8 protein-coding genes and 1 pseudogene are annotated in these 12,310 nt (G+C 33.8%); 2 read left to right on the top strand and 7 right to left on the bottom strand.

The window, feature by feature from the left end:
* Positions 1 to 264: 264 nt before the first annotated feature.
* A complete protein-coding gene (locus RB618_RS08650) occupies positions 265 to 1,383 on the bottom strand; it encodes a pectate lyase-like adhesive domain-containing protein (RefSeq protein WP_308068387.1) in 1,119 nt (372 codons plus the stop codon).
* Positions 1,384 to 1,627: 244 nt separating this feature from the next.
* On the opposite strand from RB618_RS08650, the gene RB618_RS08645 reads away from it, so the two are divergent.
* On the top strand, positions 1,628 to 2,200 hold the full coding sequence (locus tag RB618_RS08645; RefSeq protein WP_308068386.1) for a Crp/Fnr family transcriptional regulator: 573 nt from the start codon (positions 1,628 to 1,630) through the stop codon (positions 2,198 to 2,200).
* Positions 2,201 to 2,458: 258 nt separating this feature from the next.
* Here the strand turns inward: RB618_RS08645 and RB618_RS08640 are convergent, their stop codons facing one another.
* Positions 2,459 to 3,007, bottom strand: a complete 549-nt coding sequence (locus RB618_RS08640; RefSeq protein WP_308068385.1) for a HutD family protein — start codon at positions 3,005 to 3,007, stop codon at positions 2,459 to 2,461.
* A gap of 224 nt (positions 3,008 to 3,231) precedes the next feature.
* Entirely contained in the window at positions 3,232 to 3,738 is a 507-nt protein-coding gene (locus RB618_RS08635) for a GNAT family N-acetyltransferase (protein ID WP_308068384.1), read from the bottom strand.
* Between the two features lie 385 nt (positions 3,739 to 4,123).
* On the opposite strand from RB618_RS08635, the pseudogene RB618_RS08630 reads away from it, so the two are divergent.
* A pseudogene (locus tag RB618_RS08630) lies at positions 4,124 to 4,234 on the top strand (transcriptional regulator); the annotation flags it as partial.
* 196 nt (positions 4,235 to 4,430) lie between these two features.
* Here RB618_RS08630 and RB618_RS08625 read toward each other — a convergent pair.
* The 4 genes from RB618_RS08625 to thrA form a co-directional block, all read right to left on the bottom strand.
* A complete protein-coding gene (locus RB618_RS08625) occupies positions 4,431 to 7,157 on the bottom strand; it encodes a leucine-rich repeat domain-containing protein (protein WP_308068383.1) in 2,727 nt (908 codons plus the stop codon).
* 138 nt (positions 7,158 to 7,295) lie between these two features.
* Positions 7,296 to 8,588, bottom strand: a complete 1,293-nt coding sequence (thrC, locus tag RB618_RS08620; protein ID WP_308068382.1) for a threonine synthase — start codon at positions 8,586 to 8,588, stop codon at positions 7,296 to 7,298.
* Positions 8,589 to 8,674: 86 nt separating this feature from the next.
* A complete protein-coding gene (locus RB618_RS08615; RefSeq protein WP_308068381.1) occupies positions 8,675 to 9,598 on the bottom strand; it encodes a homoserine kinase in 924 nt (307 codons plus the stop codon).
* A gap of 127 nt (positions 9,599 to 9,725) precedes the next feature.
* Positions 9,726 to 12,173, bottom strand: coding sequence for a bifunctional aspartate kinase/homoserine dehydrogenase I (thrA, locus tag RB618_RS08610; RefSeq protein ID WP_308068380.1), 2,448 nt, complete (start codon positions 12,171 to 12,173; stop codon positions 9,726 to 9,728).
* Positions 12,174 to 12,310: the final 137 nt, after the last annotated feature.

The following is a 12,310-nucleotide window of genomic DNA, read 5'->3' as shown; positions in this document are numbered from 1 at the left end:
TAAGTTCATTTTAGGCAAAGCTTAAATTATCTTATACAACTTATATGGTAAAGAGAAAAAAACTTTGCGGTTCTGCTTCTTTGAGAGATTAAAAATACAGTGCCTTAGTGCCTTTGTGGCAAAAAAAAGATAATTTAAGCTTAGGCCAAAAAAATCTCGCAAAGACACGAAGGCGCAAAGAATATAAAAACTTTGCGACTCTGCGTCTTTGCGAGATTAAAAAACTTCGTGTCTTAGAGCCTTTGTGGCAAACAAAAAAATCTATTAGAAAGAACCACAAACATTACCGCCCAAAGTAGGTCCTGCATTTGCAGAAATATCAGCTTTAACAGCAGTTTTATCCAATTTCACGATAGAATATGGAGGAGTAAAAGCAGTTCCGCTTCCAGCTTGAGTTCCTGTTACATTTGTAAAAACATTATCTGTAGCTGTAACTGCAGTAAAACCAGTCATTAATTCGATTGGGTTTTTTACGCCTTCAAAAACATTGCTTTCTACACGAATATTGGCTTCAAATCCTGCTGCAATACATTTATTGCTTACGGTGCTGTTAAAGAAACTGTTTACAATATGCACTTGTCCAAAACGAACTCTAGGCATTCTTTCTTTGCAGCCTGGAGCCCACCAGCATCTTGCGAAAGTGATTCTTAATTTTCCGCGGTCTGCCGTTGCGCCATCGCTAGAACCAATTAAGTTTGAATATCTGTGATCGTCTGATCCGCCTGAACCTCCTGCTTTTGGTGGTTTTAAATAGTGGAATTTAGAATAGGTAACCGAAATATAATCTGATTTGTTTTTGATGTCAAAGTTTCCGTCTACACCGTCTCTAAATTCGCAATGATCCACCCAAACATTTGTACATTCATCCAAAATAGCATTATCCCATCCATCAGTGTCATAAGCACCTGGGCCTTCAAAGATCAAGTTTCTGATGATGATGTTTTTGCATCTTTTGATGTTGATAATTCCAGAAGCATCTTTGGTCTGATTTGTCGAAACCAGTTTTGCACCGCTTGCACCATAAATAGTTTTTCCGGTCTGATCCTGAAATGATAATCTTGTTGTAATTGTGATGGTTCCAGAAACTTTAATCACTTTTACAGCTGTGTTTTCAATCGCCGCTTTTAGTTGAGCGTAGGTTGTAACTGTAGTTTCAGCAGAAGAACCTCCTCCCGTTGTACCACCGTTTTGAGAAGCCCATCCCGGAACCTCAGCACAATTTCCGATTTTGCCAGTCGGATTGGTTGCAGAAGCATCAATCGCTGCTTCGTTTGTTGGTTGAATACTTGCTTCTGTGTTTGAAGCGATTTCTTCAGAATTACATGCTGTAAATCCGAAAATCAATGCTGCTGCGAACATTGAAAGTGTTGATTTTAAGTTCATAATTAAGTTTGGTTATTTATAAAAGTTTAACAACGCAAAACTCAATATTATTTGTAGGAAAAAAGTTGAACAAGTTCAAACTTTTGTAAAAAAATCTACGAAATGTGTTTTTTTAACACTTCTAAAATTACAAAAATGCATTTTATGTGTATTTTTACGTAATCGATTACATTAATTTAAGCCCTTAAATAATAATGAGTTGAAAAACAAATTTAACCTCACAAAAAACCACAAAAACCACAAGATGTACAACCTACTAAGAACAAACATTGAGCGAAAGATTCCGCTCACAGATGAAGAATGGGATATTATTGTCTCTAAAGCAGAACTCGTTAAACTCAAAAAAAATCAGTTCCTGCAAATCCAAAATTCGAACAGCAGTTACGAAGGATTTATTTTGAAAGGATCATTCAAAACCTACATTTTAAACGAAAACGGAACGGAAACCGTTATTTTCTTCTCATTCGAAAATGAATGGATCTGCGATCTGGAAAGTTTTTACCATCAAAAACCAACCACATACAATATTAAAGCCATAGAAGACAGCGAAATAGTAGTTATCAATAAAATGCAAAAAGCGTATTTGTTTGCTGTAATTCCGAAACTTATTAAGTTTCATGTGCTTATGATCGAACGTGCCAATGTCGCTATTCAGCAAAGGCTTTTGGATGTGCTGAATAAAACCTCAAAACAGCGTTATTTGGATTTTAAAGAACGTTATCCACAAAAAGTAAGTTCGATAAATAATAAGAATTTGTCTTCGTATTTGGGTGTTTCACACGAGTTTCTTTCGAAGATTAAGAGAACAGTATCTTAGTTTTTGAGGTTCAAAGGTGCAGAGATGCAAAGTGATAAAGGTTTTTCTGTAGAGACGCACTGCGGTGCGTCTAGATATTTGCCACAGATTAAAGAGATTAAAATGATTTTTGTTTCACGCAGATTTTGCAGATTCAGGCAGATTTAATTTAATAAATGATCTATTTTAAATCAGCTTAAATCTTTTTAAATCTGCGTGAAAAATCTTTGCGACTCTTCGAGAAAAAAACTTCGCGCCTTCGTGTCTTCGTGGTAAGAATTAAAAATCCAACACTCCAAGCAAGCATTCATTAGAAAAATGAAGCCTTACATTTTCCTTTTCTTGATTTTCAATAACCAATGCATCATGAGGTTCTAAATGGTACGGCTTTTCATCAATTGTAATAACGGTTGCATCTAAAGAAAATACAATTACCACTTCAGTATTACAATTCTGATTGCCATTTGCAATTTCCAGTTTATGATCGGATACTTTTTCAGAAACCATCCAATTAAAATCAGTGCCTTTGGTGAAAGAAGTTACTTCATCATCCGAATTAAATTCCATGATTTCATACTTCTCATGTACTTTTTTTTCTTTGTTTACCTCAACATCTAAGTCGTTATCAAGCATAACCAAGTATCGATGATAACCTTTAAATTTGGTAAACTCCGAAGGCACTTCCTCAATTGTAGCGCTGCTTATTCTAAATGAGAAATCTCCATCGGCATAATTTGCTGTTTTTGGATCGATCATATATTCATATGTCAATCCGCCACTCCAAATAGAGGGTTTAGTATTTTTTTTAGAGAAAAGCTGTATGTTCATTTATTGAATATTTTAATAATTTTATTCTCTTTTTTTGTCCTCCTGAGCGAAGTCGAAGGATCATAAGTAGCTCGACAAAGAAGAAAAACTTTGCTGAATAGCTTGGCGGTCCTTCGACTCCGCTCAGGAAGACAAACTGTATGGAGAGCTTTATCGAAAAAACTTTGCGGCTCTGCGAGATTAAAAAACTTCGTGTCTTAGAGCCTTCGTGGCAAAACAAAAACTTAAATACTTTTCTCCAAATGAATAAACTCCAAAGGTTCAGCAGAAACTGTCGTATGAATTTCACTCTCAGGAAAAGCTTCACGTTTGCCAGTGTCTGCATAACCATGACGTTTGTACCAAGCCACAAGCTCTTCACGTACCGAAATAACCGTCATAATAATACTCGATAAACCCAAAGATTTTGCCTGATTTTCGGCTTCTGCCAAAAGTTTTTTCCCGATTCCGCTGTTTTGAAGTTCTGGCGAAACAGTCAGCATTCCTAAATACAATTGATGTCCTTTTTCTACCAATAAAACCGAACCGATAATTTTGTCATTTTCTGTAAATTTCAGAATTGTATTTTTTGGATCAAGAAAAATTTCGGTCATTTCCTGTTCGTCGGTTCTTTTTCCTTCTAGTAAATGTGCTTCGGTAGTCCACCCTTTTTTAGAAGTTTCGCCTCTGTAGGCTGAATTGATTAAGATGGTTAATGCGGGAATATCTTCGAGTAATGCTTTTGTAATCATGGTAATGCTATGCTGTAATTTTTAAGTTTTGAATTTAAATTTTGCTTTAGCAAAAGACAAAATTGAATTGCCTCCAGCTTTAGCTGGAGGAACAAAGTTAGAGCAGAAAATGGCTTTAGCCTAATCTTTTGTGTTTTTTGGCTAAAGCCTTTTTATTGTCTAAAACAAAACCTCCAGCTAAAGCTGGAGGCAATTGATTTTTAATATTGCAAAAAGATGTTGGTCTAATTAATTGTAAGTTTTAAAAAAAACAATGATTTATATGAATTATGAAAGTTCTCTTTTTTTGCTCTATTGCTAGCGCGAGCGTTCCGCTCGTGCCTGTTCCAGTTGGTTTTTCAATTTCTTTGTGTTCACGAGCGGGACGCTCGCGCTAGCAGGGGATTATAATTGTACTTTTAATCCTTTAGATAAAGTTGTTGAACTTTACGAACGTTTGGTGCAAGCAGAAAAAGATAAAGTGGAGTATTTGGAGAAATTATTGAGCGGGAAATAAACGTTTTGAAGATATATTAAATTGAAAAGAGACCTTTGATGAGGTCTCTTTTTTTATGTTTTTGTTGCTAGCGCGAGCGTCTCGCTCGTGCACATTTTAGTATTCTTGAATTTCTTTGTGTTCACGAACGGGACGCTCGCGCTAGCAGGAAACACTAGTGTGTAAGACAGATTAATGTTTTTTAATAATACCTATATTATTTGTTTTTTTTTCGATATAAATCTATAAAAGAGTTTTCCTTTGATACATCATAAAACCTGTCATATATCATTTTTAAAATCCATGCCGTCCAAATAGTAGTTATTATGTAAATTATTAAATTACTAGATTTTCCATTTTTGAAAGTAGTCCAGTCTTGAGGACTCATTATAAAAGCAAATTCATAGAAGTAAATTATGACTGCTAAAATTGTAAAGAATAATGCAAATAAGATTAAAAATAATGATTTGTTTTTCCAGTTTTTTAAAGCTTTTTCTTCTTCGCTCGATAATCCTAATTTATTGTTAGATTTTGTTAATGATTCAGAAATATTATGTGTTGTTGCTTGTTCAACATTACTGGCAATTGTGCCGTGATTATTTACGTTACCATTAAAATTAAGAATGTTATTTATAATAGGTTTTTCACTTTCTTTTTCTAACATAATTATGTCTTTTGAATTGCTAAATAAAAACTTGTTGAATCTAGATGTTTCTTCAATTTTTTCATCTTCAATTTTGTTTAGAGTGTTGTATTTGTATGTTTTAATTTGAGTTAATTCTTGATCTTCTTCTAATTTTTTCCACGAAACATAATATTCACCATTAATGCTTACTAACACATCAAAATATGTTGAATTCCAATTAACATCCCAAACAATATCTTTAGAATAATTTGATTTAATTGTTATAGCGCCGACATGAGGTATTTTTAAGATAAAATCAATAATCTCTCTTTGTAAATTAAAATTAGAGTTATTTTTGGATTGATATAATTCGATGGTTTGATTTTCCCGATCAAATTTTATCATAAGTATTTGATCTTCTTTTTCTATAATTATGCCATTATTCCAAAATAAATAGTCCTTATTATCTTTACTTTTTACATTATTGCCGTATTTTGTAAAGACTTTTAGCATTGCTAAACTCATTAAGTAATGGTCTGATTTGACCTTTATATTACAAAATTCGAAAGTATTTTTTTCAAAAACTATTACGAAAGGATTTTGTTCTTTTAAATATTGTGGAATAAAGTAAGTGTTTTTTTCTTCATGTATTTCAAAGCATAAATCGAAGTACTTTAACAAAGCAATTATTTCCTCAACGCTTAGTTGTAGAGAATTTCCACTTATTGCATTTTGAATTTCAATTTTACTAAGACGATCTTTTTTATCTTGACCTAGAACCTTCTCGTATAATAATTCAAGTAAAGCTTGTGGTTTTACAAAAACTTTATTGGCTATGATATCAGGAAAGTATAAAAGCATTCCCATATTGTGAAATATTTTTACTGCTGATATTGTATTTTCAATACGTGGTCTATTATTTATTTCTTCAATCGTAACAAAATCTTTGTCTAAGTTTTCAATTCTTTTCCAAAATACTTCAAAAAAAGCAGGGTAATTAAAATTTGAAATAATTTCTTTTGAAAGTTGGATAAGACTATCTTTAAAATTTTCTGTTTTTTTTAATTCTAATAGACACAAATCTAAAAATGAAATATGTAATGATTTATAATTTTCAACATATTTGATTTGATTTTGAGGAGTTGCACTGTATTTTGGATTGTTTAAATCTGTTTTGTTTTCGATAACTAAAACTTCTTGTGGTTTATCAATTTTAGTTAATTGTTCAATTGTGCGTAACCAATAATCTAAGTCAAAGTTTTGATTATTTAACTCTTCGTTTATTCTCGCTTGATGTTTACCCCATAAAACAATATTTAATGCATTTGGACTAAAAAATAATTTATGAGTTGCATGGAAATATTCTTGTCCTCCAAAATCCCAAATGTGGAAGTTAATATCATTAATTGTGATTTTTTTGTAAACAACACCATGTGTTAATTCATTTCTTTGTGGTATTTCATTTGTTTCTAAATATTCTAAAAGATTTGATTTACCTATGTTGGGATTTCCTAATAATAGTATTTTGACATTTTTAAATGGAACATTTTTTTTTGAGTTTTCAGAGTAAAGTTTTACTGCTTGCCAATCTGCATTAAGAACTTCTGCCGGAAAGTCTACTTCGATTTTTTTATTTCCATTTAAAAAAACATTTTCTAGGTTTTTAATTTTTAATAATGTTGTGATATCAGAAATTGAATTATATTCTAGATTTATTTCTTTTAAACTTTTTAAGTTTTTTAAATTTGATACGTCATTTATTTGATTTGCACCCAGATTTAAAATTTTTAAATTATTTAGCTCTTCAAGACTTGATATATCATCGATGATATTTCCCCATAATATTAATTCTGTCAATTCCGAAAAATTGCTCATTACAGAAATGTCATATATATGATTGTATGAAAGATCTAAAAATGATAATTTATTTAATTTCTTTAATGCTGAAATATTTGATATTTTATTGCGCCAAATAATTAACGAAGTGAGGTTTGTCAAACCGCTAAGCGAAGAAATATCTTTAATTTCGTTGTGATCTAAATCTAAATTTTCTAGTAACTTTAAATTTTTTATTGGCGATAAGTCGGAAATTTTATTTTTTGCTAAACTTAAAGATTTTAAAGCTGCGAGATCTTCTAGGAAATAAATATCATTTATATTATTACCTATTAAATTCAAACCAATAATTTCTCCAACATTATTAATTTCGTATGTATTTCTATTATCTATGTAACCAATCTTATAATCCTTTAAAGTGTATTCAGAAAGTACAATTTTCAAAATATTTTCAATTTTAATTATTTGATCTGGTTTTTTCATGTTGTGCTTTTCTTTTTCAAATATAAATTAATTCGTGTTAATTAGAATGAGTACTACAAAAAATAGATTTTAAATAAAATAAACCGATTAAAATATTTTAATCGGTTTATGTATAGAATTTTGCTAAGAGATAAATTGTTACCCCAAGAAAGCTTTCAACTCCTCATAAGTCCCAATCTTCACACTAACTTTCTCCTCATTAATAACACTCTCAATTTGAGCAGGTATCGGAAGTGTAATTCCTAAAGCCGGTTCAACAACATCTAAGAATTTAATAGGATGCGCTGTTTCTAAGAAAATACCAATGGCGTTAGGGTGTTTCTCCAGTTCTTTTTTCAAACCTAAATAACCAACAGCGCCGTGCGGTTCTGCGATATAACCTTCAGGTAGATTGTAGATGTGTTTCATTGCTTCAAGCGTTTCTTCATCCGTATAACTATAAGAAGAAAAGTCTTTTTCGAAAGCTTTTAAGTCATTATTGTACAATTCCTGAATTCTAATAAAGTTGCTTGGGTTTCCAACGTCCATTGCGTTAGAAATTGTTGCTTTAGAAGGTTTCGGGTCGTATTTTCCGTTTTCTAAGAATCTTGGCACGGTGTCGTTTACGTTTGTAGAAGCAACGAAATGTTCAATTGGTAAACCTAATTTCTTTGCCATAATTCCGGCACAGATATTCCCGAAGTTTCCGCTTGGGCAAGAGAAAACTAAAGGTTTGTTTTGGCTTTTCAACGCTTTGTAAGCAAAGAAGAAATAAAACATTTGAGGTAACCAGCGCGCAATATTGATAGAATTCGCCGAAGTCAGGTTTTTATGCGCTAAAGTTTCATCTAAAAACGCTTTTTTTACCATATCCTGACAATCGTCAAAAACACCGTCAACTTCTAGTGCTTTTATGTTTTGCCCTAAAGTAGTCAATTGTTTTTCCTGAATATCGCTCACTTTTCCAGACGGATATAAAATCACAACATTAACGCCGTCAACGCCTAGAAATCCGCTCGCAACCGCTCCGCCTGTATCTCCGGAAGTCGCTACTAAAACCGTGTTTTTAGCGTCTTTTTTGTCTTTATTGAAATAGCCCAAACAACGTGACATAAAACGCGCTCCAACGTCTTTAAAAGCCATTGTCGGCCCGTGAAATAATTCTAACGAATAGATTCCGTCTTCGACTTTCACTACTGGAAAATCAAAAACTAAAGTTTCGGCAATGATTTCTTTTAGTTTTTCTGCTGGGATTTCGTCGCCAACAAATTGTTTAATCGCTTCAAAAGCAATTTCTTCGTCACTTAAACTTTCGATTTCATCAAAAAAAGAAGGATCAAGCGGTGTAATGCTTTCTGGGAAATATAATCCTTTGTCAGTTGCTAATCCTTGTATAACAGCTTCTTGAAAAGAAACTTTTGGGGCATTATGGTTTAAACTGTAGTATTTCATTATTTTAGTGATTAGTGATTAGTCCCTAGTGATTAGTCTTTAGTTTTTGAAGCTAAGGACTAATTACTAAGTACTAGTTACTTGTTTTATATAATTCTTACGCCATCCGGATTAATTTTCGAGACGTGAATTTCATATGGTAAATTCATTTTTTCGTAAACGTCGCTCATGGCTTTTGCGATTTGGTCGGCGGTGTTTTTTCCTCGGCTTAAAGCGAAGATTGATGGACCAGAACCTGAAATTCCAGAACCTAAAGCACCGTTTTCGTAAGCCGTTTGTTTGATTTGGTCGAAACCTGGAATTAAAACACTTCTTAAAGGCTCAACGATTTCATCATGAAGCGAACGTCCGATTAATTCGTAATCTTTGGTATAAAGTCCTGCAACTAATCCGCCTACATTTCCCCATTGCATGATGGCGCTTTTTAGAGAAACGTTTTGTTTCAAAACCGAACGTGCGTCAGAAGTTTTCAATTCAATTTGCGGGTGAACAACTGTTGCGTACAATTCCTCTGGACTGTCTATTCTTATAATATCAAGTGGCGCGTAGCTTCTTACCAAAGTAAATCCGCCTAAAAGGGCAGGAGCAACGTTGTCGGCATGCGCGTTTCCGCTGGCTAATTTCTCGCCCTGCATCGCAAACTGAACCAAATCTTTACGAGAATACGGTCTTCCCAATAATTCATTGATTCCGAAAACCGCTCCAGCAGAACTTGCAGCACTGCTTCCGATACCGCTTCCCGCTTTGATGTTTTTATAAATTTCGATTTCGAATCCGAAGTCCAATTCGTCTAAAGTTTCAAGCATTGCCAAAGCCGCAACTCCAGAAACGTTTTTCTCGGTTTCCAAAGGCAAATCGGCACCGACAATTTTAGTGATTCGAACTCCTTTTTGATCGACTTTTCGAACAATCATTTCATCGCCCGCATTGTCTAAGCAAAGTCCCAATACGTCAAATCCGCATGAGAGGTTGGCAATTGTAGCTGGACAGAATAATTTTATTTCTTTCATTTTTTTGGTTTTTGCCACGAAGGCACAAAGTCACAAAGTTTATTTTTATAGTTTCTGAGATACTAAGTTTCTAAGATGCTAAGTATAAAAAAAAACTTAGAAACTTAGCGTCTTAGTGTCTTAGTGGCTAAACATTACCTATTCGAATAACGTCAGCAAAAATTCCTGATGCTGTTACCGCTGCTCCGGCACCAGCTCCTTTGATCAATAAAGGTTGGTCTACGTAACGATCTGTGTAGAACAATACGATATTGTCTTTTCCTTCCAGATTGTAGAAAGGATGATCTTTCGGGATGAATTGCAGACCTACGCTTGCATTTCCGTTTTCGAATTGCGCTACGTATTTCAATCTTGAATCTTTGGCTAAAGCTTCTTTATAAATGTTCTCAAAATGAGCAGCGTGTTTGATTAACGATGCGAAGAAATCTTCGTTGTTTGTTGTTGCTAAACATTCTGCTGGCAAGAATGATTCGTTTGCAATGGCGTCAATATCCATTTCGTAACCGCTTTCGCGAATTAAGATTAGGATTTTACGCGCTACGTCGATCCCGCTTAAATCGATTTTTGGATCTGGTTCTGTGAAACCTTGAACTCCAGCTTCTTTTACCACATCGTGGAAAGAGTTGTTTTCGTCAAAGTTGTTGAAAATAAAGTTCAAACTTCCAGATAAAACCGCCTGAATTTTGTGCACTTTATCTCCAGATGCAATCAGATTTTTTACCGTATCAATAATTGGCAATCCAGCACCAACATTTGTTTCAAACAAGAAAGGAGCATTGTATTGGCGAGATAAGCTTTTTAATTTTTTATAATTGTCATAAGCAGAAGAACAAGCAATTTTGTTGCAAGTTACAACGGCAATACTTTCTTTTAAGAATTTCTCGTATGCTTCAGAAACCGTTGCATTTGCAGTGATGTCTACAAAAATACTGTTGCGTAAATTCAATTCTTCCGCACGTTTGATGAATCCGTCTATACTTGCAGGTTCTCCTTCGCTTAAAGCGGCCTCCCAATTTTTTAATGAAATTCCGTCTTCATCAAAAATCATTTTTCTAGAATTAGACAAAGCAATTACGCGAACGTTGATCTTTAAATTGTCTTTTAAAAACTTTCTTTGATTGTGGATCTGTTCGATGAATTTTTCACCCACATTTCCAACTCCCATTACAAATAAGTTCAGCTGTTTTGTGTTTTCTTCGAAGAAATTTTCGTGTAAAGTATTCAACGCTTTTTTAACGTCTCTTTCGTTGATTACAGTCGAGATATTTCTTTCAGAAGCACCTTGCGCAATCGCACGAATGTTTACGTTGTTTTTTCCTAAAGTGCTGAACATTCTTCCGCTTAAACCTTGATGATTTTTCATGTTTTCACCAACTAGAGCAATAATGCAAAGGTCTTTTTCTACATAACAAGGATCGATTTTGTTTTGTGAAATTTCGATTTCAAAAGCTCTATTAATCGCAGCTTCGGCATTATCAGCATCAGAATTCAAAATTCCGATACAAATTGAATGCTCAGAAGAAGCTTGAGTAATAAAAATAACGTTGATTTTTTCTTGAGATAATACTTCGAACAAACGTCTTGATGAACCTGCAACTCCAATCATTCCTGGACCCTCTAAAGTTAAAAGCGAAATATGATCGATATGGCTAATTCCTTTTACAACGGTATCTTTTGATGAAATCTGATTCGAAATCAAAGTTCCCTCAGCTTCTGGTTCAAAAGTATTTTTGATTAAAATTGGAATATTTTTTCTTAAAACCGGCTGAATTGTTGGCGGATACAAAACTTTTGCTCCAAAGTGCGACAATTCCATCGCTTCTTGATAAGAGATATTTGCAATTGGCTGTGCTTGTTTCACAATTTTAGGGTTGGCAGTAAACATTCCGTTTACGTCAGTCCAGATTTCCAATTGTTCAGCGTTGATTGCTCCAGCGATAATGGCAGCAGTATAATCAGAACCTCCGCGTCCTAAAGTCGAAGTGATTCCGTCAAGAGTCTGCGCAATAAATCCAGGCATGATGTTGATTTTGGCTTTGTTTTCAGCAAAATATTCCTGAATTAATTTATTCGAAACTTCGAAGTTTACAACCGCTTTTCCGAAGTTATTATCTGTTTTAATTAATTCACGGCTGTCTTTATAAACTGCATCTTTGCTGATTTGCTCATAGGCTTTAGCAATAATGAATGACGATAGCAATTCTCCAAAACTTAAAATAGTATCGGCAGTTCTTGGAGATAATTCGCCAAGCAAGAAACAGCCGTCCAATAAAGTTTCTAAATGGTTGATGATTCTTTTTACATGGCTTAAAAGACTGCTTTGTTCGCTAACGGGAATAAGTTCTTTAAGTGTGTCAAGGTGTTTTTTCTCGATTTCAGCCACAACCTCTCTAAAGCTTTCGTCGTTTGCCGCTGCTTTTGCCGCTGCCAATTGCAGTAAATCAGTTACTTTGCTTAAAGCAGAAACTACTACAACGAGTTGATCCTGTTTTGCTTTTTGATTGACAATTTCGAGAACGAGTTTTATATTTTGAGCATTGGCTACCGAAGTTCCGCCAAATTTTAATACTTTCATTTTGTATGATATTTTTTAATAAGGTGCAAAGATTTTGAGTGACAAAGGTTCAAAGGTTATCAACTGTGAACTGAAACTGAAAACTGCGACTTTTTTTGTAAATGTTTTTTATGTATCCAATAACTCTCTTCTTTCAA

This window comes from Flavobacterium sp. LHD-85 (genome assembly GCF_030929595.1).
In the GTDB taxonomy this organism is placed as follows: Bacteria; Bacteroidota; Bacteroidia; order Flavobacteriales; family Flavobacteriaceae; genus Flavobacterium.
The sequence above is the reverse complement of the archived record's forward strand: the minus strand, read 5'-3'. Positions and strand labels throughout refer to the sequence as shown.

What these genes read in the sequence shown, in the direction of transcription:
- RB618_RS08650 (WP_308068387.1), bottom strand. Translation starts at nt 1,383, where the DNA reads ATGAACTTAAAATCAACACTTTCAATGTTCGCAGCAGCATTGATTTTC.
- RB618_RS08645 (WP_308068386.1), top strand. Translation starts at nt 1,628, where the DNA reads ATGTACAACCTACTAAGAACAAACATTGAGCGAAAGATTCCGCTCACA.
- RB618_RS08640 (WP_308068385.1), bottom strand. Translation starts at nt 3,007, where the DNA reads ATGAACATACAGCTTTTCTCTAAAAAAAATACTAAACCCTCTATTTGG.
- RB618_RS08635 (WP_308068384.1), bottom strand. Translation starts at nt 3,738, where the DNA reads ATGATTACAAAAGCATTACTCGAAGATATTCCCGCATTAACCATCTTA.
- RB618_RS08625 (WP_308068383.1), bottom strand. Translation starts at nt 7,157, where the DNA reads ATGAAAAAACCAGATCAAATAATTAAAATTGAAAATATTTTGAAAATT.
- thrC (WP_308068382.1), bottom strand. Translation starts at nt 8,588, where the DNA reads ATGAAATACTACAGTTTAAACCATAATGCCCCAAAAGTTTCTTTTCAA.
- RB618_RS08615 (WP_308068381.1), bottom strand. Translation starts at nt 9,598, where the DNA reads ATGAAAGAAATAAAATTATTCTGTCCAGCTACAATTGCCAACCTCTCA.
- thrA (WP_308068380.1), bottom strand. Translation starts at nt 12,173, where the DNA reads ATGAAAGTATTAAAATTTGGCGGAACTTCGGTAGCCAATGCTCAAAAT.